The organism is Chitinophaga sp. YIM B06452, from assembly GCF_039655965.1.
In the GTDB taxonomy this organism is placed as follows: Bacteria; Bacteroidota; Bacteroidia; order Chitinophagales; family Chitinophagaceae; genus Chitinophaga.
Genome location: NZ_JAWLKY010000001.1, coordinates 1,562,011 through 1,588,473, shown reverse-complemented (window position 1 = coordinate 1,588,473; position 26,463 = coordinate 1,562,011). Strand labels below are relative to the sequence as shown.

27 protein-coding genes are annotated in these 26,463 nt (G+C 49.7%); 15 read left to right on the top strand and 12 right to left on the bottom strand.

Going from position 1 to position 26,463, the window contains the following annotated elements; all coding sequences use genetic code 11:
- Window positions 1–107: 107 nt before the first annotated feature.
- A complete protein-coding gene (locus R3I13_RS06290) occupies window positions 108–1,181 on the bottom strand; it encodes a lipase family protein (RefSeq protein WP_346317075.1) in 1,074 nt (357 codons plus the stop codon).
- Window positions 1,182–1,268: 87 nt separating this feature from the next.
- Between R3I13_RS06290 and R3I13_RS06285 the strand changes: the two genes are divergently transcribed.
- The 7 genes from R3I13_RS06285 to corA all read left to right on the top strand — a co-directional run bounded on the left by R3I13_RS06285 (window position 1,269) and on the right by corA (window position 6,090).
- Window positions 1,269–1,766: a GNAT family N-acetyltransferase gene (locus R3I13_RS06285; RefSeq protein ID WP_346317074.1), complete on the top strand. Its 498-nt coding sequence runs from the start codon at window positions 1,269–1,271 to the stop codon at window positions 1,764–1,766.
- Window positions 1,767–1,773: 7 nt separating this feature from the next.
- Window positions 1,774–2,145 (top strand): septal ring lytic transglycosylase RlpA family protein, encoded by a 372-nt coding sequence (locus R3I13_RS06280; protein WP_346317073.1) that lies wholly within the window; start codon window positions 1,774–1,776, stop codon window positions 2,143–2,145.
- Window positions 2,146–2,306: 161 nt separating this feature from the next.
- The gene (locus R3I13_RS06275) at window positions 2,307–2,789 is read left to right on the top strand and encodes a hypothetical protein (RefSeq protein WP_346317072.1); all 483 of its coding nucleotides are present in this window, start codon (window positions 2,307–2,309) and stop codon (window positions 2,787–2,789) included.
- An 80-nt stretch (window positions 2,790–2,869) separates the two neighbouring features.
- A complete protein-coding gene (locus R3I13_RS06270) occupies window positions 2,870–4,135 on the top strand; it encodes a DUF3472 domain-containing protein (protein ID WP_346317071.1) in 1,266 nt (421 codons plus the stop codon).
- A 126-nt stretch (window positions 4,136–4,261) separates the two neighbouring features.
- The gene (locus R3I13_RS06265; protein WP_346317070.1) at window positions 4,262–4,702 is read left to right on the top strand and encodes a hypothetical protein; all 441 of its coding nucleotides are present in this window, start codon (window positions 4,262–4,264) and stop codon (window positions 4,700–4,702) included.
- Window positions 4,686–4,886 (top strand): helix-turn-helix transcriptional regulator, encoded by a 201-nt coding sequence (locus tag R3I13_RS06260; RefSeq protein WP_346317069.1) that lies wholly within the window; start codon window positions 4,686–4,688, stop codon window positions 4,884–4,886. Before R3I13_RS06265 ends, R3I13_RS06260 begins: the two co-directional genes overlap by 17 nt.
- 106 nt (window positions 4,887–4,992) lie before the next feature.
- Window positions 4,993–6,090 carry a magnesium/cobalt transporter CorA gene (corA, locus tag R3I13_RS06255; RefSeq protein WP_346317068.1) on the top strand — a complete coding sequence of 366 codons (1,098 nt, stop codon included), beginning with the start codon at window positions 4,993–4,995 and terminating at the stop codon, window positions 6,088–6,090.
- On the opposite strand, the gene R3I13_RS06250 is transcribed toward corA, so the two are convergent.
- Together R3I13_RS06250 and R3I13_RS06245 are read right to left on the bottom strand one after the other, a co-directional pair.
- Window positions 6,091–6,594 (bottom strand): DUF2480 family protein, encoded by a 504-nt coding sequence (locus tag R3I13_RS06250; protein WP_346317067.1) that lies wholly within the window; start codon window positions 6,592–6,594, stop codon window positions 6,091–6,093.
- A 140-nt stretch (window positions 6,595–6,734) separates the two neighbouring features.
- Window positions 6,735–8,855, bottom strand: a complete 2,121-nt coding sequence (locus R3I13_RS06245) for a SurA N-terminal domain-containing protein (RefSeq protein WP_346317066.1) — start codon at window positions 8,853–8,855, stop codon at window positions 6,735–6,737.
- A gap of 753 nt (window positions 8,856–9,608) precedes the next feature.
- Between R3I13_RS06245 and nadA the strand changes: the two genes are divergently transcribed.
- Together nadA and R3I13_RS06235 are read left to right on the top strand one after the other, a co-directional pair.
- The gene (gene nadA / locus R3I13_RS06240; RefSeq protein WP_346317065.1) at window positions 9,609–10,616 is read left to right on the top strand and encodes a quinolinate synthase NadA; all 1,008 of its coding nucleotides are present in this window, start codon (window positions 9,609–9,611) and stop codon (window positions 10,614–10,616) included.
- Window positions 10,617–10,852: 236 nt separating this feature from the next.
- Window positions 10,853–11,317: a DUF6364 family protein gene (locus R3I13_RS06235; protein WP_346317064.1), complete on the top strand. Its 465-nt coding sequence runs from the start codon at window positions 10,853–10,855 to the stop codon at window positions 11,315–11,317.
- A gap of 148 nt (window positions 11,318–11,465) precedes the next feature.
- On the opposite strand, the gene R3I13_RS06230 is transcribed toward R3I13_RS06235, so the two are convergent.
- On the bottom strand, window positions 11,466–11,696 hold the full coding sequence (locus R3I13_RS06230) for a FeoA family protein (protein ID WP_346317063.1): 231 nt from the start codon (window positions 11,694–11,696) through the stop codon (window positions 11,466–11,468).
- A gap of 132 nt (window positions 11,697–11,828) precedes the next feature.
- On the opposite strand from R3I13_RS06230, the gene ybeY reads away from it, so the two are divergent.
- The 4 genes from ybeY to R3I13_RS06210 all read left to right on the top strand — a co-directional run bounded on the left by ybeY (window position 11,829) and on the right by R3I13_RS06210 (window position 17,324).
- Window positions 11,829–12,251, top strand: a complete 423-nt coding sequence (gene ybeY / locus R3I13_RS06225; RefSeq protein WP_346317062.1) for an rRNA maturation RNase YbeY — start codon at window positions 11,829–11,831, stop codon at window positions 12,249–12,251.
- 876 nt (window positions 12,252–13,127) lie between these two features.
- Complete coding sequence (mnmG, locus tag R3I13_RS06220) at window positions 13,128–14,999, top strand: tRNA uridine-5-carboxymethylaminomethyl(34) synthesis enzyme MnmG (protein ID WP_346317736.1); 1,872 nt, start codon at window positions 13,128–13,130, stop codon at window positions 14,997–14,999.
- Window positions 15,000–15,384: 385 nt separating this feature from the next.
- On the top strand, window positions 15,385–15,963 hold the full coding sequence (locus tag R3I13_RS06215; protein WP_346317061.1) for an RNA polymerase sigma factor: 579 nt from the start codon (window positions 15,385–15,387) through the stop codon (window positions 15,961–15,963).
- Window positions 15,960–17,324, top strand: a complete 1,365-nt coding sequence (locus R3I13_RS06210) for an outer membrane beta-barrel protein (protein ID WP_346317060.1) — start codon at window positions 15,960–15,962, stop codon at window positions 17,322–17,324. The genes R3I13_RS06215 and R3I13_RS06210 overlap by 4 nt, the downstream gene beginning before the upstream one ends.
- Here the strand turns inward: R3I13_RS06210 and R3I13_RS06205 are convergent.
- The 3 genes from R3I13_RS06205 to R3I13_RS06195 are packed head-to-tail and all read right to left on the bottom strand — an operon-like array spanning window position 17,321 to window position 20,161.
- Window positions 17,321–17,854, bottom strand: coding sequence for a CopD family protein (locus tag R3I13_RS06205; protein WP_346317059.1), 534 nt, complete (start codon window positions 17,852–17,854; stop codon window positions 17,321–17,323). The genes R3I13_RS06210 and R3I13_RS06205 overlap by 4 nt on opposite strands.
- A 42-nt stretch (window positions 17,855–17,896) precedes the next feature.
- Window positions 17,897–18,847 (bottom strand): carotenoid biosynthesis protein, encoded by a 951-nt coding sequence (locus tag R3I13_RS06200; RefSeq protein WP_346317058.1) that lies wholly within the window; start codon window positions 18,845–18,847, stop codon window positions 17,897–17,899.
- 12 nt (window positions 18,848–18,859) lie between these two features.
- The gene (locus R3I13_RS06195) at window positions 18,860–20,161 is read right to left on the bottom strand and encodes an MFS transporter (protein ID WP_346317057.1); all 1,302 of its coding nucleotides are present in this window, start codon (window positions 20,159–20,161) and stop codon (window positions 18,860–18,862) included.
- Between the two features lie 73 nt (window positions 20,162–20,234).
- On the opposite strand from R3I13_RS06195, the gene R3I13_RS06190 reads away from it, so the two are divergent.
- Window positions 20,235–20,417 carry a hypothetical protein gene (locus tag R3I13_RS06190; RefSeq protein WP_346317056.1) on the top strand — a complete coding sequence of 61 codons (183 nt, stop codon included), beginning with the start codon at window positions 20,235–20,237 and terminating at the stop codon, window positions 20,415–20,417.
- A gap of 12 nt (window positions 20,418–20,429) precedes the next feature.
- Here R3I13_RS06190 and R3I13_RS06185 read toward each other — a convergent pair whose 3' ends face one another.
- Window positions 20,430–21,503, bottom strand: coding sequence for a winged helix DNA-binding domain-containing protein (locus R3I13_RS06185; RefSeq protein ID WP_346317055.1), 1,074 nt, complete (start codon window positions 21,501–21,503; stop codon window positions 20,430–20,432).
- Between the two features lie 31 nt (window positions 21,504–21,534).
- On the opposite strand from R3I13_RS06185, the gene R3I13_RS06180 reads away from it, so the two are divergent.
- A complete protein-coding gene (locus tag R3I13_RS06180; protein WP_346317054.1) occupies window positions 21,535–22,794 on the top strand; it encodes a hypothetical protein in 1,260 nt (419 codons plus the stop codon).
- A 54-nt stretch (window positions 22,795–22,848) separates the two neighbouring features.
- Here the strand turns inward: R3I13_RS06180 and R3I13_RS06175 are convergent, their stop codons facing one another.
- The 4 genes from R3I13_RS06175 to R3I13_RS06160 form a co-directional block, all read right to left on the bottom strand.
- Window positions 22,849–23,202, bottom strand: coding sequence for a hypothetical protein (locus tag R3I13_RS06175; protein WP_346317053.1), 354 nt, complete (start codon window positions 23,200–23,202; stop codon window positions 22,849–22,851).
- Window positions 23,203–23,329: 127 nt separating this feature from the next.
- On the bottom strand, window positions 23,330–24,049 hold the full coding sequence (locus R3I13_RS06170; protein ID WP_346317052.1) for a hypothetical protein: 720 nt from the start codon (window positions 24,047–24,049) through the stop codon (window positions 23,330–23,332).
- Between the two features lie 223 nt (window positions 24,050–24,272).
- Window positions 24,273–25,682 (bottom strand): Gfo/Idh/MocA family oxidoreductase, encoded by a 1,410-nt coding sequence (locus R3I13_RS06165; protein WP_346317051.1) that lies wholly within the window; start codon window positions 25,680–25,682, stop codon window positions 24,273–24,275.
- Between the two features lie 21 nt (window positions 25,683–25,703).
- A complete protein-coding gene (locus R3I13_RS06160) occupies window positions 25,704–26,459 on the bottom strand; it encodes a glucose 1-dehydrogenase (protein WP_346317050.1) in 756 nt (251 codons plus the stop codon).
- Between the last annotated feature and the right edge of the window lie 4 nt (window positions 26,460–26,463).

The window sequence follows — 26,463 nt, the reverse complement described above, 5'->3', positions numbered from 1 at the left end:
GAAGCAATCTCTTGCGTCGAATTGATACACCCCGTATTTGGAGATTGCTTCGTCGCGCTCCCCTGCACAAAACCAGTGCTGCTCCTCGCAATGACGCGCTTGAATAATTAAATTCTATAGTGCTTCTTTAACAGGTAGAGATACGCCTGCGGCTGGTGATTTATAAACACATTCTTACCATCGAACGGGAATTTCCGGTGGTATTCCGCATCGGTCATCAGTATCACCGGTGTGCCGCAGGTTGAATAATTATTGCTGAACACGTAAGCTGGCTGCCGCAGCTGCTTCAGGTGTTTGCTGGATATCTTATACATAAATCTTCCTAAATACTTCTGGAACCTGCGCACAGAGCGGTTTGTAGTGCGTTGCAGCTTGTTGTACACACCGCGGGCATACCAGCGCACGATGAGTTTTTGTTCTTTCAGCTGTTTTTCCACATTGAGGAAAGGATTGATCACGTCAAAATCTTTTTTCGCCTGCAGCGACAGCGGCGTTTCCGGCACCCAATCTGCACTGCTCACTATCCGCATGCCCCAGCCGTTGGCGGTAATGCTTTCAAAGTCGTACGCATAATACAGGTTGCCGGGTTTCGGCGCGGCGCTGCAATAGGTTTTATATTGAATGTCTTTAGGCATGCCGGGAGCATATTGAAGATACGACCGCGTGAGGAATGCGATGGCGCCGCCCTGGCTGTGGCCTGCGATGATGATCTCTTTCACGCCCTGCGCATACAGTTCCTTCACCTGTTTCACGATATCGGGCGCCATAAAACCGAGCGCTATGGTCCAGCCGGCGTGAACGTACGCCGTGCTGTCGTTGGCTGCCAGCTGGTAATCCCAGCGGGTGGAATCGTTTAACTGCAAGGCGCCTTTTGCAGGGATCATGGCGGCATAAAAATTTGCAAGCCAGCTCACGTCTTTGGGAATGGTGCCGCGGATGCGGATCACGCCCACGCCATCGCTGCGCTTCCAGATCACAAATTGATTGTAAAAGCCGACTTCCGGGGAAATATACACGAGGGAAAAATTATCGGGCGGGCGTTTGTTGAAAGATGCGCTGTCGCCCCGTTCAGGGAGGCTCATCAGTTCGAAGTATTCTTTCGCGTCAAAACCGGGTTTCAGTTGCTGTGCCTTAAGCGGAAAATACAGGCAGGACAAGAGGATCCATAAGAGCGGGCGCATGCATTTTTTTGTAAACATAACAAAAAAGAAGTTCTATTGTTGAGAACCCGTAAATTGCAAAAATTGATACCATTCACCTGAACGATCATGCTGACCATCACTACTGCAACTCCTGAACAGGTACACATCATCCGTGAAATTGCGCATGCCACCTGGCCTGTTACTTTCGGTCATATCCTCACTGCGGAACAGATCGCTTACATGCTGAACATGATGTACAGCGAAGCTTCCCTGCTGGACCAGGTTAGGAACAAAAACCATGTTTTCCTGTTAGCCCGGGCTGATGGAGTGTTTGGCGGCTATGCGTCCTACGAATTGAATTACCAGGGTAAACCGGTATCAAAGTTGCATAAGATCTACGTGCTGCCGCAAATGCAGGGGAAGAATGTGGGCAAAGCGCTGCTGGATGAAGTGGCGGCCATTGCGCGCAACGCGGGTATGAAATATCTTTCACTGAATGTGAACCGCCGGAATAATGCAGTGGGTTTTTACGAACGGCAAGGTTTCGTGAAAGTGGGCGAAGAAGATATTGATATCGGGCACGGCTATTTTATGAATGATGCGGTAATGCAAATGACGTTATAACCAGGCTATGACACCACCTAAAAACCTGATGCCGATTTTGGCGGCAATCGTGCTGCTAAGCACCGCTTCCTGTTCCCGCAAAGTAACGCAGGCCGGGAAAGCGTCTTATTACGCAGACAAATTCCAGGGCCGCAAAACCGCCAATGGCGAAACGTTCCGGCAAAACCGGATGACCGCCGCGCATCAAACCCTTCCCTTCGGCACGAAAGTAAAAGTTACCAACCTGGCTAATGGCAAAACCGTAAAAGTGCGCGTGAACGACCGCGGGCCTTTCGTTGCCGGCCGTATCATCGACCTGTCTAAAAAAGCGGCCCGCAAACTGGGGATGACGCAGGCCGGGGTGGCGAATGTGAAAATCAAATACAAGAAAAAACGCTGAGTAAACCTATCATTTCCAATAACCTCGCTGTTAATTCGCTATTAAAAAACCACCCCCTCCGTTTCTTTTAACAAATTTTCGTCATATATTAGAGTAAAGTGACGTGTTCACCCATGGATAACTGGTTTTCCCTACCTACCATTTCCGATGAACGCCCTCCGATGACCAACTTGCCCGCTTACCCGGATTTCACCCTTTCCCTTTCCGGCAATGAATGGCGACAGGCAGAATTCATCAACATCAGCAAACTGTGTACAGTTGGCGAGGAGGTGGATGAGATCAAAGAAGTATGGATCAATCATAGCCGTGAATTGGCCGACGGCATCCGTTCGTTTCATCGTCTTCATATCCGGCGCCAGATCGGCGCTGCGGAGCTGTTCATCCCTTTATTTGAACTGAAGGCCCTTCTCAAAAGTTATACGCCCGGCAGCATTGCGCTGGACGATCGCCCCGGCTTTGTCAAAAACGGTTTCGCGTTGAATACGCCCACCGGTTACTTTTACGGGCTGGAAGAAAACGGCATCGTTAAATCGCTGGGCGTGCATACAGCCACTGGCCTGGCAGACCGCGAAATTGCCCGGCTTGTAAAAAACTTCTCGCTGATCTACGTGCATTGGTGCAACTGTAATATCCTGACGCCCTGATCTCCTGTCCTCTTTCAGTCAATTGTCACTTTTCCCGGCCGCGCTTGCATCTGCGGGGCAGGTCTGTTTTATTTGTAAGCATGAATAAGATAAGCTACTCTTTCCTGCTGCTGGCGGCGCTGGCATCAGGCCATACCCTGCGGGCGCAATCCCCTGCCACGGAAGTGGTGCTGCCCGGCTTTACGGCATATGCCGTTCCCGAAGAAAAAGGCGTTGACATCTCTGGCAGGCGCGGCGTCGTGAGCTGGACGGATAGTTCCAATGCCATTAACTTTTATTTCCATGCGGCCAATACCGGTGCACTGAAAGTCGCGCTGCAAGCCAAAAGCGACGCCCCTGCCAAAGTGCGCGTCAGCGTAAACGGCATGGAAAAGATCATCAGCATTCCCGCCGGCGCGGACTATGCTACCATTCCGGCATTGCAGACCAAACTGAAACAACCGGGCTTTTATACGGTCTCGCTGAAAGGCCTGGAAAAACAAGGTTCTGTATATGCGGATGTTAAAGGCATCACGCTGGAAGGCGCCGCTACAAAGGATATCCAGTTCAATCCCAAACCCTGGCGCCGTTCGGCTTCCGTGCACCTGAACTACACTGCGCCGGAGGGCACGGAAGTGGAATGGTTCTACGGCGAGATCAAAGTGCCGGAAGGCGAGGATAAACTCGGCACTTACTTTATGTCCTGCGGCTGGCACCGCGGTTATTTCGGCATGCAGGTAAACAGCCCCACCGAAAGAAGGATCATCTTTTCCGTTTGGGATTCCGGCAAAGAGCCCGACGACCGCGCGAAAGTGAAGTACGAAGACCAGGTAACGTTGCTGGGCAAAGGCGACAGCGTGATCGCGCACGGCTTTGGCGGCGAAGGCACCGGTGGCCACAGTCATTGGGTATATAACTGGAAGGCCGGCGAAACCTACAAATTCCTGATGCACGCCGTGCCCGTCGGCACTACAACGCAGTATACCGCTTACTTCTACGTACCTGAACATAAAGAATGGAAAATGATCGCGAGCTTCCGCGCGCCGAAAGACGGCAAGTACATGGGCCATTTGTATTCCTTCCTCGAAAACTTCAGCTTCGAGAACGGCTTCCAATACCGCAAAGGATATTACGGCAATCATTGGGTAAAATCAAGTAAAGGCGAATGGATCGAACTGACAAAAGCCCGCTTCAGCAACGATGCTACGGCCCGCGCTAAAGACCGCCTGGACTTCGGCGGCGGTTCCGAAAACGGTATGTTCTACCTCTGGACGGCAGGTTTTGTACCGGCAGACGCTAAAATGGGCGATATTTTCGAAAGAGCTCCTATCGGCAAAGCGCCGGAAATCGAGCTGCCTAAATTCTGATTTTCAACTCTTTTTATACTAAAAGGTCCGCCAAAAGCGGGCCTTTTTTGTAAAATAAATTAGTCATGATGTAAAATATATTTTACATTTTGTAAAATAAACCTATCTTTATGAAAATTACTCGCCATGAAACCAAAGTATCTCTTACCTCACCTTTACAAAAAGATCGGATGGATCATCACCATACCTTTTCTCCTGTACGGTATCTATTCTTACATTCTCGGGGACATTTTTTTTAATAACCTGCCTTTCGACGCGGACAGCCTGGACAGCGAGTTCCCGCTGCTCGGCACCATTATCCTGATCGGCCTGCTGGCCGGGCTGTTGCTCGTATCGTTCAGCAAAGAAAGAACGGAAGACGAATACATCAGCAGGCTGCGCATGGAATCGTTACAGGTAGCGGTCATCGTCAACTACGTGCTGCTGATCCTCGCGGCCCTGGCGCTTTTCGGGCTGGATTTCCTTTCCGTGATGGTCTACAACATGTTCACGATCCTGTTGATCTTCATCATACGTTTCCATTTTTTACTGTACCGAAACAAGCACAATTATGAAAAACAGCATTAAAGTGGAACGCGCCCGGAAGAATCTCACGCAGGACGAATTGGCGCGCCTGACGGGCGTTTCACGGCAAACCATCAATACCATCGAATCCAATAAATACGTGCCTTCCACCATTCTGGCCCTGAAAATTTCGCGGGTATTCGAAAAGCCGCTGGAGCAGATATTTGAACTGGAAGAAGGAGATTAAGTACCAGCTTCTTTTCTTTATTCAGCCGCCGTTGTGTCACTCACTTCGGCGGCTGTTTCTTTTTTCATCGCAGACAATGTTCTATTTTAGCATAAAATACCCCGGTATGGCTAAACACGCACTGCTGCCGATTCCAGACGCGATCAATCCATTCAAGGTACGTAAGCAACGGCTGATGAATTTCAACCCGGTAACCGCCACTACCACCCGGAGACCCGTTGACCATGTGCGTATCACAGTGTTCGAATATTCCGCCGATGTCGTCCACGAAGAGGTCATGGAAAAGGTTTCCGATTGTTTCCGCTTTTTCAAAACGGATTGCATTAAATGGATCAATGTAGATGGTATACGCCGGGAAGAAGTAGAAGCCATCTGTAAAAATTACAACGTCCACTTCCTGCTGATGGAAGATATTCTCAGCGAAGGCCAGCGCGCAAAGATGGACGAGATCGGGGACAATCTTTTCTGCCTGCTGCCCATGATGTATTTCCAGCCGGAAAGCTCCACGGTAAACCAGGAACAGGTAAGCCTGGTGCTGGGCAAGAACGTCGTCATCTCCTTCCAGGACGACCCGGACCGCGACGTGTTCAACCCCATCCGCGACAGGCTCCGCACCGGCGGCACCAAGCTGCGCACGTCCGGCGCGGATTATCTTTTTTATTCCCTGCTCGATGTGATCGTGGATAATTATTTCCAGGTGATGGATAATCTCGGTGAAAGAATAGAAGTACTGGAAGAGATCATTCCGCGTCAGCCTACCAACCGCACGCTGGCGCGCATCAATTTCCTGCGCAAGGAAATGCTCATCTTCAAACGCGGCATTGCCCCTGTACGCGAGGTGTTGGGCGGCATCCTGAAAACAGAGAACTCGCTGATCGAGGAAAACACGGAAAAATATTTCAAGGATGTGTACGACCATATCGTGCAGGCCGTAGATATGGCAGAGAGTTACCGCGACCTGGTGATGAACTTACAGGAATTGTATCACGCGCAGATGAACCAGAAGCTGAATGAAGTAATGAAGGTGTTAGCCGTGGTAACCACGCTCATGGCGCCGCTCACGGTGATCACGGGTATTTACGGGATGAACTTCGAGCATATGCCCGAACTGAAAACGCCGTATGGTTATTTCGTGGTGCTAAGCATCATGCTCGTGATGTTTATCGGCATGATCATTATTTTCAGGAAACGCGGCTGGTTCTGATCATTTCTTTTTATACACCGGCACGGTAGAGCAGGGTTCCCCGTACATAATGCTTTTTACTACCGGCCTCAATACGCGGGTGATCTCCACATACGCGGCTTCGCTCACTGTTTTATCTCCGCAACCTTTCACTACAATACGCTGGTCCTGGAATTGCGCGGGATCAATGGCGGCAATATTTTTCAGGAACAAGGTCTTATGCACAAATTCCGCATCACCGAAAGCATAGAATTTTGCAACGGGCTCCAGGTAACTGGCCACGAGCATGTATGCCCATAAAGGCACGATGGCATCGGCCGTGCAGGTGATGGCTACATTTTTATCGCGGTAAACTTCCCAATCCAGTGCCAGCAGGGCCGCACGGAAATCTTTTTCCTTCAGGATCAGCTCCATGAAAAGATGGTCTTTCATGTCGAACACAACAGTTTCTCCCTGCGGGTAATATTGTTCCAGGTCTATAGTGGTAAGCGCGCTTTGCGCCACTTTATTTACGATCTCTTCCATACTGCAAATTTACGGAATTCCACGTTCCGCCGGCGCGGCGGGAAATGCCGTACCACTGGCCACAGCCGGTTTTTTACGCTGCCGGGACATAAAAAAAGCCGGGCGACTGCCCGGCCTTTTCAGGCTATATTTTACGAAGATCAATTCGCACGGAAAAATTTCGCGCGGTCGTCTTTTACGTCGCTCTTCTTTTTCAGGATCAGCGGGAACAGCAGCTGGTCCACCATCTGGCGGGTATCGCGTTCTACCGCGTCGCGCTGTGTTTTGTAATCGGTGGCGGGTTGCTGAACGTCCACATAGTTATTCACTTTGATCACGTACACGCCGCTGGTACCCTGGATGGGCGCGGATGCTTTTGCAGTGCCCCAGGCCTTGTTGAAGGCGGCGCCGGCAATACGCGGTTCAGGACCGAGGGCGGCAACGAAAGGAGAACCGAAGCTCACGCCTTCGGCAGTCAGCACCGGCTGGTTGGTGGCAGCAGCGGCGGCTTCGAGGGTGGCAGGCTCTTTCATTTTCGCGATGATCTGTTCTGCTTTTTTGTTCTTGCGCACTTCAGCTTCTACCTGCGGGCGCACGTCCGCCAGGGCGGCGGTACCTTCTTCACGGGCGCCGGTCAGCACGGCTATCACGAACTTGTCTTCGAGAGAGAACACGGGGCTCACGTCTCCCGGATCTGCTTCATATGCCCAGGCGATCACTTCGCGGGCATTACCCAGACCTTGTATCACGAAGTCCATCGGGCGGATGTTGTTGGCCAGTCTTTTGTTCAGGCCTTTTTCCTGGATGGTTTTATCGAAAGTTTTCTGGTCGCGGTTTTTACCGGCAAATTCGTTGGCTGCCGCCAGCGCTTCAGTGCTGGTGGTAGTGCTGGCATCCACGCGTTTGGCGAGGTAAGCTACTTTCACAGCCGGGCCCGGGTTGATCTGCGCAGTGATCTTCATCACGGAATAACCGATCGGCAATTTGATCACTTTCACTTCGCCGGTAGTGCCCAGGTAAGCTGCTTCTTTTACAGGAGCGAATTCATTGGGCAGCTGTGCAAAGCCAGACAGCGTATATTCACCGCCGGTTTTATTGGAATACGGATCCTGTGAAAATTGTGCGGCCAGCGCGGCAATGTCGCCACCGGCGCGGATCACGCCGGCCAGGCTGTCTGCCTGTTTTTTAGCAACTGTATCTGCAGCAGGCGATTGCGGCACGAGTAATATATGGCTGAACTTCACAGTGTCTGCCTGTGTGCGGCGCGCCAGCATTTTTGCATACACGATGGAGTTCGCGTCGCGGTAAGGGCCGTACATGGCGCCCACCGGCAGGTCTATGATAGAATCTTTTTCCGGAACCTGGATGGCGTTGCGGGAAATGAACGCATCGCTGAAAGCAAGCTCGGAGTTCAGTTTGGTGAAGTTGGCGGCGTCTGGTGTTGTATCCAGTTCCGCTTTCAGTTTTTCGAGTTCGGCCAGCGCGGCGGCGGAATCTGATGCGGAAGGCACTACATCGAAAGTGATGTATTCGATCCTGCGGCTTTCAGGAACCTGGAAGGCGGCTTTATGATCCTGGATATATTGATTGAGCTCAGCATCGGTTACTTTCACGGTGCTGTCTGCGATCGTTACATAAGGAACATGCACATAACCGATGTTCGCATTCTTCGCGTTGTCGGCCAGTTGCATATCGGCCATCCATTTGGGATAGTTGATGGCCTGGTTGATCAGGGTAATATATTTATTGTTCGCCTGGTATTGTTCGATCTCGCGGTCCAGCATCGCCAGCTGCGTAGCCATCTGGCCGGTCTGGTCCTGGCGGGCGTTTTCCCTTACACGGTCTATCAGCGAGCGGTCAAACTGGCCGGTTTCAGGATTGATGAAATAACGCATCATCACCGGGTGCGGAGTTTTGCTGTTCACCGCGTCGATCAGCTCGGCTTCGGTCACTTCAATACCCAGCTCTTCAAATTGACCTTTCATGATCTGTTCCTGCAGAAAACCATTCCATGCTTCTTCACGAACCTGCTGGTTCTGCTCGTCGCTGAGATTTAAACCGCCCATGTTCTGCTGGGCCATGCGCTGAGCGTTCTCGATGCGCTGCTGGTAATCAGCAAGGCTCAGTTCAGTACCGTTCACTTTACCAACGGTATTGGATTGGGAAAACATGGAGTTTCTTCCGAAGAATACATCCTGTAACAAAAAGCTCACAATAGCCACGCAGATCAATACGATGATCACTACGGCATATTTGTCCCTGATTTTCTGAATAACTGACATATATTATATAGTCTAAATTTTAGAGGTAGCAAAAATAGAATAAATAAGTTGGAACTGCAAAATCGGTTTTTTTGACCCGAAAGCCAATACAGCAAAGGGTTTGAGCGGTACCGGGAGGGGCTGTTTTTTAGCTTCATTCACACATTATCCACATTTTTATAAATTTTAATACACAGGTATTGGTTAGTTAAAATTGGTTGATCAGTCCGCTCATGGGTTATTTCCAGCCATAACGTGCTTAAAAATTACCAGGTGGTTATCCACAAAATAAACATATAACCGGTATAATCCACAACAATTTGTGGATAGTTCCGGTAAAAAACAGAAATTTTTTGTGCTGCAGAAATTTCAGCCGGCAACAGCATTTTTTCCACAATTACTGTTGATAAGCCTGGGGTTAACGCCGTTTTTTGTGGGAAAAGGCACTTTTAAAAGGAGGTAAAACTAAATTTGTTTTTCTGCCGCAACCTGGTTCGTGAATTACGAAGGTGGATAACCTGCTTGTTTTAACATTTTCTTAATATAGCCGGCCCGAAAAAGTTATTCAATATTTTACCTGTCCACACTGTGGATAAAGCAGGCCAAATTCAGCAGGGACGGGAAAAACCGGTGTTAATTTGATGTGGATAGCGGCTAAAAAAATAATAACAACTACATTTGTATCAGGAGGGAAAAACGAGTTTCCCCCAAATTCACACCCCTAATAGTAGTGGGCTTTTTCTTCTTTTTAAAAAGAAAGTTAAATCTATAGTTATGTTTACGGCGTTAAAGGAAGCTAAAAAAAATTTGCAGAAAAAAGGATTCCTGGATATGGAGGTGGACGTGAAGCTGGACCTGTTCGCGGAAATAGAACGGCTGAAAAAAGAAAAGAACGCCATCATCCTCGCACATTATTATCAGGAGCCGGATATACAGGACGTGGCTGATTACATTGGCGACAGCCTGGGCCTCAGCCAGCAGGCGGCCAAAACCGATGCGGACATTATTGTATTTGCCGGCGTTCACTTCATGGCCGAGACCGCGAAGATCCTCAGTCCTCAGAAAAAAGTGCTGCTGCCCGATCTGAAGGCGGGCTGCTCACTGGCGGATAGTGCGCCGCCGGAACTGTTCGCAAAGTTCCGCGAGAAATACCCCGATCATATCGTGATCTCCTATATTAATTGCTCTGCAGGTATCAAAGCGCTCTCCGATATCATTTGCACGAGCTCCAACGCGGAAAAGATCATCGAAAGCGTTCCGAAGGACCAGCCGATCATTTTTGCGCCTGACCGTAACCTTGGCTCTTATCTGATCAAAAAAACGGGTCGTGATATGGTGCTGTGGAACGGGGCATGCATGGTGCATGAAATTTTCAGCCTGGAGAAGATCACCAAGCTCAAGGTGAATCATCCGAATGCGAAGATCATCGCTCACCCGGAATGTGAAGCGGCGGTGCTGGCGGTGGCGGATTTTATCGGTTCCACCACCGGGCTGTTGAAATTCACCCAGCGTGATTCCGCGCAGGAATATATCGTGGTAACAGAAACCGGTATTCTGCACCAGATGCAAAAGGAAAATCCCGGCAAGACATTCATCCCGGCTCCGCCGAACAATGCCTGTGCCTGCAACGATTGTCCGCATATGAAACTGAATACGCTGGAGAAATTGTATCTCTGTATGGAATACGAAGAGCCGGAGATCATGATGGACGAGCAGCTGCGCATAGCTGCAAAGAAACCGATCGACCGCATGCTGGATATCAGTGCAAAAGCGGGGTTATAGTTTTTGCGAAAAAGAATAAAAAAGACCGCCGGTAATGGCGGTTTTTTTGTGCATTCTAAAAACTATTTTTGATTATAGTTACTATATATTTATTTGATTATTATTTTAATATATATTAAAAAGCATGTTCTAACTTGAATATTTTTATCGTATCCCGGGTTCGTTTAGCAGGGTTGTTTTGCCGATGTTTATTGTAAGCGTAAATTGATATTAGTAATACAGGATACAAACGTCTCGTGGCAACAAAACTTACATTAACTATAGACGAGGAAGTAATTCGCCTTGCAAAAAGGTTATGCAAAAGCCGCGGTCAAAGTTTGTCAGGCATGGTCGAAAGTTATTTATGGGTACTGACTGCTCCAGGTTATAGAGCGTTTCAAAAGCATGACCCGCAGGTTGCGAGGTTGAAAGGAGTTGTTCAATTGCCGAGGACTTTGATAACAGAAATGCAATCTCAAAAAACGTTGGTGAAAAGGTATGAAGGATCAGGCTTGTTTTTAGATACCAATTCAGACTTCTACGTTAGCTTTCGGATTTCTTTTTTAAAACTTATTCTTTTTATGAAAATAAAATTTTCGCCCGGGAATATTATCCGGTCCAAATCGGGCGGTCCAAATATGATCGTGGAGTTAGATTCTTCAGGTGAACATAACCAGCCTGATGGAGAAAATTCTGTTGACTATTATTATGAGTGCAGCTGAATAGATGTAAGCACTGGCCGGCGGCTCTTTGATAAATTTCAGGCTTCAGCTTTGGAGCTTGTTGCTGAATCCCTGCCCGGATGATTTCTCCGCAATAAAAAAGGTTGCTCTTTCCAGAACAACCTTTTCCAAATATTTTTCTTTTCAGTTACACCGCGATCTCTTCTACCCAGATGTGATCTGCTTCGGTTTTACGGAGTGAAAGATTATATCCCGCAACAATGATACAGATAGGATCTCCCAGCGGTGCTACTTTTTCTACTTTAACGGTTTCTCCCGGAACACATCCCATTTCCATGAGCTTGATATGGATGTCGCTTTTTTCAAATTCCCGGATTACTGCACTTCTGCCAATCGTGAGGGATGAGAGTTTAATCATAAATATTTGTTGAGCGAGTTAAAACCGATCTGTGACCAAGGCCCCAGCTATTACAGCGCAAAGGTATCGCACAATGGGCAATATGCAAAAAATGAAGGTTGGGTATCGGAATTTTCACTATAATTTTACATTATGGCAGTACATTTTTCCGCCCATGAAGTAAAGGTGGGCCTTAAACACCGTACACGGTTAAAACAATTTATCAGGGAATTATTCGAAAGAGAGGAACAGGGTTTATCCAATCTCCAATATGTATTTTGTACAGACGAATACCTTTTGCAGATAAATGAGGAGTTCCTGAAGCATGATACCTATACGGACATCGTCACTTTTGAGTTATCCGACGACCCGCGCGTCACCGAAGGGGAGATTTACATCAGCATCGACCGGGTAAAAGAGAATGCGGAGAAATATGAAGTGACCGAGAATTACGAACTTCACAGGGTTATTTTTCATGGGGCTTTGCATTTATGTGGGTATAAAGATAAGTCTAAGAAAGACGAAGCCCTTATGCGGCAGAAGGAGGATGAATATTTACAGCTGTATTTCCAGTAATAGGAAACCATAGTTTTTGGTACATAATTTCGAATGGGGAATGTTCCACGTGGAACATTCCCCATTTTGATTCAGAGAATTCCACTGTTTTATAAAACTACAATGTTCCACGTGGAACATTGTGTGTTGAATTTTTAAGGATGTGTTTCGTTTTACTCCCTTGGCTTTGTTTCCCTTTTTCTTTATTTCTGATCCGTCCTTGGACTATTTTGAATCCCTCCTTCCCTATTAGGATTAGAATTTACCGGGATTTTTGGTTTCTTTTGGGCTGATTTAATGCCTTGGTACCCCATTTTATGCAATATATATCAGTTTCTCTAAAGCGATTTGCTACGGTTCCATTACGGTATCCCTACTAAAGCCTTACTAAAGCCCTACTAAAGGGTTATGGTTAGGTCGGTTTTGGAAGACTTTTTTAACAGTCGTTAGTGTCGTTTATTCCATGCCCTTTTATAAAGCTCGCTGCCTAATGCCATAAGATGGAAGTAAGCTAGAGGGAATGTTTATTTCTTCATAACAAAAGAGTGTTTAGGTGACTGGCCTCGGATAGTATACTCCCGGGTTTAGGCGGATTTCCTAATAAAAGGTGTGCGAATACGGGCTATTCCCGGGATAAACCTGCATCCCCGCGAAGCCGCAGGCTAACCTGAAAGACGGGGTAGTATGAGCGGCTAACTTATATAAGCTTGATATAACCGACCTTAGATTAAAAGCTGGTTGGTGAGAAAGAATCCGGTTTTTTACAGCTTGCCAAATGTTTCAGGGAAGTACCAGGCCTGGCCTCCCATAGTTTGAATCTCCTCCCGGCAAAGCCCGTCCTTTTAATCCCCATCCCATCAATCTTTTACCTAACTTTGCATTCTCAAATTCAAATAAATAATGTTCCCTTCTTACGATGTTATTGTTGTGGGCGCCGGGCATGCCGGCTGTGAAGCTGCCGCCGCTGCCGCTAATATGGGGTCGAAGGTGCTGCTGGTGACCATGAACATGCAAACCATCGCACAAATGAGCTGCAACCCAGCCATGGGCGGCATAGCCAAAGGCCAGATCGTCCGTGAAATTGATGCTCTTGGCGGGTACTCCGGCATTGTTACAGACCAGTCCATGATACAATTCCGCATGCTGAACCGCAGTAAAGGTCCTGCTATGTGGAGCCCCAGGACACAAAATGACCGCATGCTCTTTGCCGCCAAGTGGCGGGAAGCGCTGGAAAATACCCCGGGAGTAGACTTTTACCAGGATATGGTGAAGGGTTTGCTCATTAAAAACGGCACCTGCCAGGGTGTGATCACCGGCCTCGGCCACGAAATTTCTGCCAAAGCGGTAGTACTCACTAACGGAACTTTCCTTAACGGCGTGATCCATATCGGGGATAAACAGTTCGGCGGCGGCCGCGTGGCAGAAAAAGCAGCCACCGGAATCACCGAACAACTCGTTTCCCTGGGTTTTGAAAGCGACCGCCTGAAGACCGGCACCCCTCCCAGGATAGATGGCCGCTCCCTCGACTATTCCAAAATGGAAGAACAAAAGGGCGATGAAGAGATCGTTGGCTTCTCCTACATGGACGTGGAAACGATCAAACCGGAGCAACAACGCAGCTGTTGGATCACTTATACTTCAGAACAGGTACATGAAATGCTGCGCACCGGTTTCGACCGCTCCCCCATGTTCCAGGGCAGGATCCAGGGTATCGGGCCGCGGTATTGTCCAAGTATCGAAGACAAGATCAACCGTTTTGCCGAAAGGGAACGCCACCAGCTGTTCGTGGAACCGGAAGGATTTAATACTGTAGAGATCTATGTGAATGGTTTTTCTACTTCCCTCCCTGAAGATGTGCAGCTGAAAGCACTGAAAATGGTACCCGGTTTTGAGAATGTGAGAATGTTCCGCCCGGGTTATGCGATCGAATATGACTACTTCCCGCCTACCCAACTGAAGTTCTCCCTGGAAACAAAACAGGTGAACAACCTCTTTTTTGCAGGCCAGATCAACGGAACTACCGGTTACGAAGAAGCAGCCTGCCAGGGTTTGATGGCCGGCATCAACGCCCACCTCAAAGTAAAAGAGCAGGAACCGCTCGTACTGAAACGCAGCGAAGCCTACATCGGGGTACTGATAGATGACCTCATCAACAAAGGAACCGAAGAACCTTACCGCATGTTTACCTCCCGCGCAGAGTTCAGAACGCTCCTCCGCCAGGATAATGCAGACCTCCGTTTAACCGAAAGAAGCTATAAACTGGGGCTGGCCACTGAAGAAAGAGTGGAAAAGACCCGTCAGAAAATGGCCGGTGTGGAAAAAGTGAAAAGCATCCTGAAGGAATTGCCGCTGGAACCGGAGGAAACTAATGCCTGGCTGCAGGAAAACAACTCCGCTCCGCTTACACAAAAACAACGCGCTCACCAGGTATTGCTCCGCCCGGGACTGGATATTATGTCCATGAAAAACAACCTGCCCAAGATCGCCAATGCATTGGAAGGTTTCAGCCGGGAAGTTTTGGAACAGGTAGAGATCCAGGTGAAGTACGATGTGTATATCGAAAAGGAAAATGAACTCGTTCAGAAAATGAGCCAGCTCGAAGACCTGGTTATTCCTGATACCTTCGATTATTCAAAACTCGTTTCTTTATCCAACGAAGCGCGTCAGAAATTCACGCGGATCAAACCGAGAACTTTAGGACAGGCGAGCAGGATCAGCGGGGTAAATCCGAGTGATGTGCAAATCCTGATGGTTTACATGGGCCGTTAAATTTTTCAACATAAATTTTCAGGGAAGAGCATCGAAAGGTGCTCTTTTTTTGTGATATAAGCCCAAAAATCATAAAATACTGATTTTCAACAAAATAAAAACATCCTCAAATTTTGATGATCTCGGCATGTATAAGGTAATGCTATCAAAAAAGAGAAAAATCGAATAAAAAGCCTAAAAATCGCCTTAAATTTGAATCAGTGATTTTTCCTCCAAAAAGAACTTCATTTTTGAGCATCATGTCGATTTTTTCCGGGCGGCAGGCAACCGAAGAGCATAAAGCCCCGTAGAATGTAAAACAACTTTTAAAAAACAGATCGGTACCTGATAGAAATTATTTGTGCCTGGTTGTTGAATCAAAAAGAACAGGTAGTAACCAAAAACAGTGCAGGACATATCTGACATCATAGCGGGCTGCAGGTCGTGGAACCGGAGCAGCCAGGAAGCACTTTACCGGCAGTTCTTCGGATATGCCATGGCTATCTGTTTGCGTTACGCGAATAACAAGAATGAGGCGATTGAAATTTTAAACGATGGGTTCTTGAAAGTTTTTTACCACATCAATTCTTACGATACGTCCCGACCGTTCAAAAGCTGGCTTAGCAAGATCATGGCAAACACTGCGATCGATCACCTGCGAAGCCGTAAAAAAATTGCGTTTGCGGAAGACATTTCCCAGGCCTATGATCTTGGAGTTACCGACGATAAAGCCTTAGACAAACTATCCTATGATGAAATTCTGCAGCTTGTTCAGAATCTTCCCCCGGCCTACAAGACAGTCTTTAATTTATACGTGATGGAAGGATTTCAGCACCAGGAAATTGCCGGCATGCTTGGCATTTCCGAAGGCACTTCCAAATCGAACCTATTCAAAGCAAAAAAAATACTGAAGGAAAAGATAGAAGAATTATCATCCCTAAAAATACCAGGCACCGGCACGATCGGTGCAACTTTTAAAAAATGAGCGAACAGTTTGAAAATATAATCCGTAAAAAGCTGCAGGAAGCTGAACCGACATTTGATCCCGCCGCCTGGGAACAAATGAAAGCCAAGCTGGATAATGCAGACCGCCGCCGCCCCTTCTTCTGGTGGTGGGCCGGAGGTTTGCTGCTGGTCGCGGGGCTCGCGGGATGGTGGTGGTTTGCAAGACCGTCCGGTACGACGCTTGCTCAACAACAAACAACCGCTGCTGCAACAGATGTGAATAAGTCCAAACAAAATACAACCGCCAATATTTCAGCGAACGAGGAAAATAAGATCCCGGTTTCTCCTTCCGCCACCATTCCAGCAGCGAATGCCGATGATGTGGATAACCCGGCTGGAAAGAACAGGCAGCATGCAACAGCACAGGATAAGTTTTTTGGAAAGCCAGCCGGCGCAGGAAATTCTTCCGTCCAACTTCGGGATCATATCAATGCCAATAGCAAAGCAGGAAATAATGTGAATAAACCAGCGGCGGGAAATGCTGAAGAAAAAAATATTCCATCACCCGGCAGCAATGTGAATAACACCATCACGCCCGGAAATCCTCCAACCACTTCCACCGGCGGGAATGTGAATAACACTCCCGGAACTACGCCCGCTACAGTTCCGCAGCCATCGCCTGTTCCGGCGAATGTGAATAATCCTGCATCAGGGAAACCGCTTCCAGGGGTTGCTCCCCCCCCTCCCGCGAATGTGGATAACCCCGCTCAAAAGCCGCAACCAGCAAGTGATTCAGCAGACACCGATAAACCAGTGAGCAAAAAACAAAAACGCGGTTTCGACGGAGGACTCTTTTTAGGCCCGGACCTGAACGTAACCCCTGCCTTCAAAGGCCTGCCCATTGGCGTTACCGGCGGACTGATCGTGAGATATCATGTGAATAACCGCTGGTACCTGAATACCGGCGTGGGTTACGCGAAAAAATTATACGGGGCTTCGCCTTCAGAATACACCATGTCCTACCCCAATGCATATTACAAGATCGATGCGGATTGCGATGTGATAGACGTGCCGCTGAATGTGAATTACACTTTCGCCGAAGGAAAGAAAAGCAGCTGGAGCGTAATGGCCGGCGCATCTTCTTATTTTATGCTGAAAGAAAAATACACCGGCACTTACAACAACAACACGAAAAGAGACTGGATCGTTAAAAACAAGAACCAGCACTATTTCTCAGTGATCAATCTCGGCGTAACCTGGGAAAAACAAACCCGCAGCCGCCTGACCTGGGGACTGCAACCCTACGTGAAAATTCCCGTGGGCGGTGTAGGCCAGGGAAGTGTAAAAGTATATTCTGCGGGGATAACGGTGCAGGCTATACTGGGAAAGAAAAAAGATTAACGGGATTTTTTCTCGCGGATGTTCTTGTAGATCTTAATGGCCAGCATCAGCGCGATTACAAATATCACCAGTCCTACCATTGCCCAGATCATACTGAGAAAACTTTTCAGCACCACCAGGAAAACGATCGCCACCAGGAATATCGTGGCCACTTCATTCCATACGCGCAGTTGCGTGGAAGTGTGTTTCACGCGGCCTTTCGTGAGGTCTTTAAAAATGCCGTGGAGGAAAAAGAAATAAACATATAACCCCAGCACAAACCCCAGCTTTATCCACAACCAGGTAGGAACGCTGCCCAGCAGTATCAGCATCCACGGCCCGAAAATGAGCGTGAGTATGGCTGAGGGCCAGGTAATGCCAAACCATAACCGCTTCATCATGATGCGGTATTGGTCCTGCAAAATTTGTTTGCGCGGCTCTTCCATTTCTTCAGCCTCCGCGAAATACACAAAAAGACGGACGATATAGAACAACCCGGCAAACCAGGTAACGATGAAAATGATATGGAGGGCCTTAATGGTGAGATACATACCCGGCAAAATTACATAAAATCAACCAGCGCCTGCGTGATTCTAAGCAGCCCGCATTTCCCGCTGGTGCAGTGAACGGTAAATGATCCAGTGAATGATGATGCCCACGATGAAATTCAGGATGCACCAGAAGGTCATCCGGCTGTTTTCAAGATAAAAGCCCGCAGCGAAGAACCAGCAAAGGAAATACACGTGGAACCACCCGGGTACCAGCCAGGTTACAATTGGTAAGCGTGTGCGCGACACTGTTCCTTTTTTCATAAAACCCAGCACGGCGAGGATGATGAAAATGATGAAAAGCGCCACCAGCCTGTGTGCGCTGGTGATGCCGAATGTCCGCAACCAATCGGCCAGCGGGAAAAGTGAAATATATAAGGCCACCTGCGAAATAAGAATGGACAACAGTGGCGTGGCGATCCGCCAGGCTTTGCTGCCCGCCCATTTCACCTTTTCCAGCAGCCGCGCGAAAACGGAGTAATAGAACACGACGAGCAACCAGCCATAAAAATTCCCATATGGTATGCCGAACCACTGGCCCGTAAGTGAAAACTCAACACCCGTGCGGTTTTCCCAATCCCAGTGCCACATGTGCAGGCGGTAAGCCACCACGTCCATGCTCAGGTCTATGTTGATGGCCAGCAATGTATCTACCGCGGCAGCGGCCCAGATCGGCATGTTGAGAGAATCCGTTACCAGTCTTGCCGTGTACATGATCACCGCCCAGCCCATGCCGATGCAAAGCGGGATATCTTTCGGGGCATTGCCGAACATGACCCAGAACTTTCCGTATACATACCCCGCACTGGCGCGCACGTTCACATACTCCAGCAAAAGCCCGAAGCCCAGGCCGCCCAGCAGGTAAGCCATGTGGCCCGGCCCCTTTTTCCAGGCATGATAAAGGCAGAGCATGAACAGGATGTACATGCATAATTCCGTTAGGGGGTAACAGTAAGCGGGCGGATAGCCGTAAGGCATGCCGGCAAAGGGTTGCATAAGCGTTGTGTTTTATAATTGTTCCTTGTCCATATACGAATCCTTCCGGCTGTCTTTGGAAGTGGTGTATACGATCAGGGAAATAAAGATACAGCATGCAACATACCAGTAATACCAGGGCTCATGACCAATATTCTTGAACCAGAGCGCGAGGTATTCCGCCGTGCCGCCAAACAGCGCAACCGTAAGCGCGTAAGGCAGGCCTACGCCCAGCGCGCGTACTTCCGAAGGGAACAGTTCCGCTTTCACAACGGCGTTGATGGACGTATAACCGCTCACGATCAGCAACGCAGCCAGTATCAGGAAAAAAGCGGCCCAGGGCGAAGTGGTATGGCTGATGGCGGTAAGAATGGGCACCGTGAAAATAGTTCCCAATATGCCGAAGCCCATCAGCAAAGGTTTTCGTCCCACTTTGTCTGACAGCAGGCCGAACAAAGGCTGCAGCAGTGCGTAGATCAGCATCAGGCAGAAAGTGATGAGCGTGGATTGCTCGGTACTGAGCTTTACCGTGTTCACCAGGAATTTCTGCATGTAGGTGGTGTAGGTATAAAACGCGAGCGTTCCTCCCAAAGTGAGGCCCACAACGGTAAGTACGGCTTTAGGGTGTTTCCTGACGAGTACTTTCACCGAACCGCGTTCTTTCTTTTTGGTTTCCACGTTTACGGATTCGTGCATATTGCGGCGCAGGTATAAGGCTACCAAAGCCAGCACGGCGCCGATCACGAAAGGAATGCGCCAGCCCCATTCGGCGAGCTGCGCTTTATCCAGGAAAACTTTTTGCAACAAGAGCTGGATGCCCAATGCGAGCAATTGCCCGCCTATGAGTGTCACATATTGAAAGCTGGAGAAAAAACCACGGCGGTTATGATCCGCTACCTCGCTGAGGTACGTAGCGGAAGTGCCATACTCCCCTCCTACGCTCAAACCTTGCAGCAGCCTGGCCAGTAAAAGCAATACAGGCGCGGCAATGCCGATGCTGTTGTACGACGGCGTGCATGCGATCATAAAAGAACCGAAGGACATAAGCATCACTGATAAGGTCATGGCCGTTTTGCGCCCGCGTCTATCCGCGATACTGCCGAACAGCCAGCCGCCGATGGGGCGCATGAGAAAACCAACGGCAAAAATGGCGGCGGTGTTAAGTAATTGCACGGTGGGATTGCCTTTCGGGAAGAACACCGGCGCGAAATACAATGCGAATGCGGCATAGGCGTACCAATCGTACCATTCCACCAGGTTGCCGACGGAGCCGGTAAAGATGGCTTTCAGCCGCCAGGCGGTACTGGCTTTTCGAGGGATCGTGGAAGTGGTCATCCTTCAAAAATAAATAATTCCCGGTCATGTAGGTTTCGCCGGCGCGCGGTAAAAAAAGTTATATTCGTTGACTATGAAAAACAACCGGCAAATTGTTAACCGGCAGCTCAGGATCCGCAGCGGCCAGGCACGCAGGGCCCTGCGCAGGATGCAGCAGCTGCAGCATTACCAGCAGCGTTTGCTGAGAGAAGGCCTGGATAAAATTGATTATACGCAGGAAAGGTTCAGGAAGATGTGGGAGATCCCGGAACACTGATCTTTCAAAGGATCAGCCTGCCCATTCCAGCGGAAGTTCCATGAATGTGCTGAACGCCTTCCCGGCTTCTTTCAGGGCTTTCAACTGTGCGGCACTAAAAGGCTTGAACGGCGTATATTCCATCCCGATCACATTTTTTTTGATGTCCCTCCGCCAGGTGCCCGCAATTTTTCCATTCAGCAAAATGATATAGGGCAGCAGGCCGTTCGGCGGCGACATGTGTTGGGAAAATGCTTCATCGAGCATGGGGCGTTTATCCTTAAAACCCATGTAATATTCGTCGAAACCTGAAAGGAGCTTCATGCCTGTGGCGGCTTTGCCCGGCGCGGTTCCCGGGAGCAGCCAGTATTCCTGTTCCTGCACTGTTTCGGTATGCAGCGCTTTACCGTGCGAAAGCAATGCCGCTTTGCAGGCCGTGACCGGGTAACCGCTCCACCAGGCGAGATCCTGTGCGGTAGCAGGTCCATGGCCGGCGATGTATCGCCGCGCCAGCAAGCTCAGCGCTTCTTCCGGCGGGAGTTTTTTCGTGGCCGGCGCGTAATCGTCCAGCAGCGCATAGGTAAATTCTTTGCCGCGGCGTTTCCCGGAGCAGATCACTTCATCCATCCCCGCGCGGTACAGGATATTATTCATTCGCTGCGGTTCGCAGTTGATCTTTTTCTTTTCCAGCAAGGCTTTCAGTTCTTCCCGGGTTAATTCCCTGCCGCCGGAAAGCGCGTCGTGAATGATGGTATTGCATTTCGCGAAAGTTTTTTCATCGAGCTCCAGCTTGCGGTGCATGCTGGCTGTCGTGGAAATGAAACGCTCCCGCGCAAGCGCAGTTAGCCACCGCGCGTCCGCAGGATGCACGATATGGAAAGTGCTGCGCAGGCTGTAGGTCCTGATGATGGATCTATCCGCGAAGGCCGCATCCGCCATGGCATCGGTGAAACCCGGCAAACGCACGCCCATCGCCCATTTTCCCGCTGCATAATCCTGCGCCTGCATGGCGCACAAATGGCTGGCCAGCTCAGGCGCGCTGCCGGTGAATGGCCGCGCAATAAATTGTTGCTCCAGGCGGAGCTGAAGAATTTCAGCAAGGGTCATACCCATCGAAATTAAATATTTATTTTAGTGTATGCGGAAACTGATAATTGTTTGTACCTGGTTAACGGGCATATTCTTCAACGCCACAGCCCAGCAGAACCCCTTCACCGGAACCTGGAAAATGAGCAGCAAGCGCTGGCCTGGCATCCCGGCTACCACCATGGAGCTGGAGATCGGCGAACCTGAGAACGGCGTGCTGTTCCCGGCGAAGCTGAACATCCGCTACAGCGTTTTTTCCGGTTCCTACAAAGTGTTGCTGGTGAAAAAGAACAACGGCCAGCTGGGCATCGGCAGGAATAAGATCGCTTTCAGCGAAACACCTTTCAAACCGGGCATCTGGCTCATGTACCTGAACGGCACGCTGGACCTGCAGGGGAAACACCTTTCGCTGAACCGGATGTGGATAGACAATTTCGGCATCTGGATGAAAGGACTGTACGACGACGATGAAATTTACGTCAGCACCAAAGTAACGCTCCGCGAACTGCTCTACCGCGATTCCATCACCCTTCAAAAAGTGAATAACATTCCCTGGAAAGACACCGCTACACAGGAAATCCTTCATCCCGAAAACCGCGATGTCTTCTACGGACTGTATGATAAGATCATTTCACACGAACCGCAGGTTTTGCTGCAGATCAACGACCAGGAAACATTGGATAAAGACACCGTGACCCTGCTGCACAACGGCAAACCGCTGCTGGCCAAAGCCGAAGTAAATGAAGATAACCGCCGCCAGCATATTATGCTGGACAGCGGGATGAACATCCTCGCATTTTTTGCGGATAACTATGGGCGCCTGCCGCCCAATACCGGCAGGCTTTACATGGGCATAGACCAGCGCGAATACGCGCTGGATTTCACTTACCGGGCAAATGCCTTTGCCACTTTCATGGTGGCGCAGGTAGAATACCGGCCCGGCAAAAAAGACACGATCACTGCCATTGCCACTTCCCGGAAAACCGAACCCCTCGGCGCTTTTGAAGTAAAAGAAAAGAACCTCACGCTCGAACTCTGGGACGGGCAGGTGGAAGATGGGGACAGCGTGACCCTCCGGCTCAATGGAATACCCATCCACAAAGGATTTGCCGTGAAAAAGAAAATGTCGCAGGTACCGGTGGAACTGAAACCAGGTGAAAACATCCTGCTTTTTTCGGCAGACAACCTTGGCAGCATTCCGCCTAACACCGCGGAACTGCGGATCCGTTACGGCGGGCAAACAAAAAGTTTCGGGCTGAACACCGACATGAAACGGAATAACGAGATCAGGATAACTTATGTTCCACTGTAAAAAAGGGTTGGTTTTGCAGACAGGTTATCTGCAAAACCGTTAAACAAAGGATGATCAGATAAGGTCATTGCCCGTTACCAGCCTGGTTTCCAGGCAACCGGTAACATCGAAGAAAAAATTTTCGTAGCGGTAGGAAATGTTATGTTCACTCACCTCGCGTGTTTTGATCACGAGTTTGTCGATCATGCGGTCGTAGTGTTCGTGCATACTTTTTTTGTGCAGCTCCCATGGAAGCCCGCGGGCTTTCCAGACGAGATCCAGCACATGGAATTGCACTTCCACGAAGCGTGCGCAGCCTTCAGCGGTAATAACGACCGCGTTTTCGATGCTTTCTCCCGTTCCGCCGCTGATAGGAAGAAGAATATTGAATTGGGCGAACAGGCGTTCCCTTAAGGATTCATTTTTCATGGATGGGTTATTAAGATGCTTAAGCAAGGAGGTTTCCGATAATGCAAATATGAACGGTTGGGCGATAAAAGTTGCCCTACAAACAGGCTACACTACAGGCAATTTATTATAATTATTTGATAACCAATTAAATAATCCCCCGAATGTATACATCCAGCATATCATCTTTCCCTAAACCAAACTTCTGTTTGAGCCGGTATTTGGTCATTTGGATACTGCGCGGCTCCACGTTGAGGAAAGCGGCCATTTGTTTATTGGAGAGTTTCATGTAGATGAGCGCACAGTATTTTTCATCCAGCGGGGTTAATTTCTGCACGGCTTTTTGATGAAGGCAATGGAAAAAATCGGGGTGGATATTTTTCAGGGAAGCGCGGTAGGCGTCAAGATCATCATCCACCAGCAGTTCATGATGGACCAGTTTGCCCATGTTCAGCCCCGGCTGGCTGAGCTTTTCACGGAGCGCATGCAGCACTTCATTTTTTCTTTCCAGCTGCATGGTAGTGGCCATTATTTCCTTTTGCAGCAAACCAACCTGTACAGACAGCTGCTGCCGTTCGTTTTCAGCGGATGAAAGCAATTCTGCCTGGAGGCGGTATTTATCTTCGTATAGCCGTGCGTGTTGCCCGGCCTGTTCCAGGTCGCGGGAGAGGCGGTGGTTGGTTTCTTCCATTAAAAGGACCGTGAGGCGGGCCTTTTCGTTTTCGCGGCGCAGCAGTAATTCCTTTTGTTCAAGATACCTTTTGCTGTAGTAAAAAGACCTGATGAGAAAAGCTACACCGAGAACGGTCAATAAAACAATGCCGCCGTATAAGGCCATCAGCAGCGGCACCAGGTTTTTAAGCGGCATCAGTTTTCGTTTTGCGTCTGCACCACCGCTGCCACAGACAATCGACTCCGGATTTATCAGGGAACGCTAACGGGTATACGAAAACCCGGGTGCAGACGTCCTAAAATGGCGACCTTACAAAATAACATTATTTATAATTTTCTGCGAAATAAAGCCCCGCGTGTAATAATAAAATAAAAAAGGGCGTACCTGGATAGATACGCCCTGTTCCCTTCCGCCAGCGTTAAGCAAGGATATAAGGCCAGCGTTGTGGCCTGCTTAACAAAAGATTCGCTTCGTCGTCATTTTTGAACCGCTCCAGCACAGGATCCCAGTAGAGCTTGCGCTTCAGCTTCATGCCTGCGTGGTTCAGCAGGCAAACGGTGCAGGCGCGGTGCCCCACTTCAATGGGGGTGATGGGCGTATTGCGGCTCACGATGGATTCCAGCCAGTTGCCGTGATGGTCTTTGCTATCCACCAGTTTTATTTCGTTCTCCCCTATTACGGAGCTGAGAATTTTCGGATCGCTGGCATCGAGTGCCTTGCTGTTTTTGGCAGCCTGCGCGGGATCGTTGGCCGTGGCTGAATAGTTGCCGCGGGAAACGAAGATCCAGCCTTCGGAGCCAATGAACTTTACGCCGTTCGGGTAACTGTTGCTGGCCAGCACTTTCACGCCGTTGGCATAAATGTTCTCTGATTTGAATGGGCCATGCACATCCCAGAGATTGCCGGGTTTGGGAAACTCCGCCGATGCCGTGATTTCTATCGGGCCGGTATATTCCGTTCCCATTCCCCAGTTCACGATATCGAAGTGATGGGCGCCCCAGCCGGTGATCATGCCCGCGCCGAATTGTTCGCAGCGCAGCCAGCCGGGCCTGGAGAAATCGTTGAGCGGGTGCACGCGCTTGAGGGTATACGGCACAATTGGCGTTTCACCCAGCCACTTTTCATAATTGAGAGAGGCGGGAACAGGCATGTCTTGCTCCACGGTGCTTTCAGCAGGATTGTCGATCGGCAGGCCTACGTAAATGGTGTGCAGCTTACCGATCCGGCCGTTGCGCACCAGCTCGCAGGCTCTTTTGAACTGCGGCATGGAGCGTTGCTGGCTGCCGATCTGCAGGATGCGCCCGGTTTTATGCACTTCGTTACTGAGGAAGCGGCCTTCCGCAATCGTAAGGGAAGCGGGCTTTTGCATATACACGTCTTTCCCGGCGCGCACGGCCGCTACAGCGGGCATCACATGCCAGTGGTCGGGCGTGCTGATGATCACCGCGTCGATGTCTTTATTGGCGAGCAGGTCTTCATAATTCTCATATGCTTTTACTGCGTCGGAGGTTTGGCCGGTCTTTTTGGTGTAATAATCATTCACCAGCTTACGGGCCGATTCCACGCGGTTCTTATCCAGGTCGCACACAGCAAGGATCCTGGCCTGGTCATGTTTCCAAACGCCGGGCATATCGTGTTCACGGGAAATGCGGCCGTTGCCGATAGCGCCGATGTTGATGCGGTTACTCGGCGCCATCGGGCCTTTCACTACATGGGCGGGTACAATGGTGGGCAAATTGGTAAGCGCCAGTGTGCCTACCGCCCCTTTGATGGAATTTTTCAGGAATTTCCTGCGGGAAGATTCCTGGCCAGTTTTCTTGGAATGCATGTGGAATATGGATTTAGATTTTTAAAAACCGATGGAATTGCCGCCGTCTACCGCCAGGCTCGCGCCCGTAATAAAACCGGCTGCGTCCGAGGCAAGGAAAACCGCCGCCAGGCCTACGTCTTCAGGCTTGCCCAGCTTTTGCATGGGCGTGCGGCCCAGCACTTTGCTCTTGCGCTCCGGGTCGTTGTTCAATGCTTTGGCAGACATCTCTGTTTCAATAAATCCCGGCGCAATGCAGTTGATGCGGATGCCCGCGGGAGACCACTCCACCGCCAGCGCTTTCGTCATGCCTTCTATGGCAGACTTTGCGGCGGTATAAGCGATCACCTTCGGGATGCCGTACCGGCTGGCCATGGAACTGACCATTACGATACTGCCTTTTTTGCGCGGGATCATCTTACGCGCCACCTCGCGGGAAAGCGCGAATACGGCGGACTGGTTCGTGCGCACCACGCTCTCGAATTCCGCGTCAGATACGTCCAGCGCGTCTTTTTTGAGGTGGATGCCGGCGTTGTTCACCAGCACGTCCAGCGGGCCGAATTCTTTTTCGATGTGCTCCACCAGTGCCGGGATGTTTTCCAGCGCTGACAGATCCGCGGTGATAAACGAGGCCTGCGGCCCCAATTCTTTTACCGTATCCTGCAGCACGCTTTCCCGGCGGCCGGCAATGATGACCCTGGCGCCGTAACGGATGAAAGTACCGGCCATGGAACGGCCGAGGCCGGAACCTCCGCCGGTAACCAATACCAGCTTGCCTGACAGATTGAACTCATTCATGTTC